This is a genomic window from Arthrobacter sp. 05N33_2 (assembly GCF_056397425.1).
In genome coordinates, this window is the sequence record NZ_JBFTNJ010000141.1 from 1 (window position 1) to 1528 (window position 1528).

Here is a 1528-nt window from a genome sequence, read left to right on the forward strand (position 1 = left end):
GTGTGAGCGTACGTCATGGCCGATCTCCTTAACTATCCGGTGACTATGCGTATTGTGCCGGGTTCCCCTGGGGGTGGGAAACCCGGCTCAGGGAAGGCATATGACGAATATGCGGACGACCCATAAGGCGAATTGTAGAACTTAATTCGGCAGATCGTGGGATTTCCTGAGCAATCTTTTTAACACAGCTGAGTTAACACACCTGTGCCACAAAGGGCCGGCCTTTTTAACTCAGGTGGGTTAATAAACACGCTGGAGGAAATGCCCTGTACCGGCTTCGTTTAACGGTTGGGTGGTTCTGTGGCTGTAGTGGCCATGGCTCCCTCGAGGATGACCGGGACAGCAATTACCGGTGGCAGTCGTAGCGCCCAGGACCCCTCACTGGCTCCGTCAGGATGGCTCACAGAGCATGCGACGCTTCCCCAGACCGACCCCAAATTTAAGTTGGGGGGGTTTGGGGGGGCGTGCAACAACCCGTTTCCTACTCCACCATCAGGATGCGCTCTGCTCCTGCAGAGCAGGAGCAAACAGAGCAGAAACCCCACGAACCGCCACCGAGCCAGTAGGCTCCACAGCATGAGCAGAGACGAGATCCGGGAGCAGCTTTCGGAAGCGATCCTACGGTGCCGGAGGACAGCACGCAGGACCATGGAGTTGCCCCTGACGGCCGCAGAGCGAGACCAGGCGACGCGGGACGACGATGAGGCCCTGGGAGAGGTGTGGCGGCTCCTTCAGGAGCTGGGGTAGTCACAGTTCCAGTTGCCGCCGTTCGAGGTCACACGTAAAGCCTAGTGGCCTTACGGGATGGTGTGGCCGGTCCGAGTCTCCTTGAGCTGGTCCCTGCGCCTCCGCTGCGTATCGTACACGTCCCCGAAGTTGATCCCGGTGACCAGCGCATTGACGGCGGGCTTCACAGCGGGCAGCGTCGTCGCCTTGGCAACAAGGATCACTTGCTGATCGGGGGTGCCGTCGGAGTTGACCCCGTTGATGAAGGTCTGAAACGCGGTGGCGATCCCGGAAATGTCGAAGCTCTGGACGCGCCCATTCGACTGCACTGCCATGGACGGGCCCGGCAGGTACATGCGACCCTTTGCAGCGAGGCCACGGCTCAGCGCCGATGTCAGCGTCGCTACCAGAGTGGTCTGGGGCGCCTGCCGGTTGCCGCCAGCACTGCCCACGGGCGGTGTCCCGTAGGTGTGGTAGACGACGTTCAGTGGATCCGTGTGGCCTGTGGTGAGGATGTTTGCCACCTTGACCTGAGTCGTGATGTAGCTGTTGTTGATCTGCGTCGAGCCGCTGGAGAAGAAGGTAGCCCAGCGCGCTGCGATCGCGTCCACCTGAGCCTGAGTGGCCGTGCTGGTGTCGGCACTCTCGTCTCCCAGCCAAAAGCCGGTCTGCCAGATCTCGGCACCGGAGAAGCAAGTACCCGAGATCGTGACTCGCTGAATCGTGTGAGCGTACGTCATGGCCGCTCTCCTTAACTCTCCGGTGACTATGCGTATTGTGCCGGGTTCCCCTGGGGGTGGGA

At 60.7% G+C, this 1528-nt stretch carries 1 protein-coding gene; it reads right to left on the bottom strand.

Annotation, left to right across the window (positions count from 1 at the left end; translation table 11 throughout):
- Positions 1 to 797: 797 nt before the first annotated feature.
- Complete coding sequence (locus AC1DHX_RS20680) at positions 798 to 1466, bottom strand: hypothetical protein (protein ID WP_441432312.1); 669 nt, start codon at positions 1464 to 1466, stop codon at positions 798 to 800.
- Between the last annotated feature and the right edge of the window lie 62 nt (positions 1467 to 1528).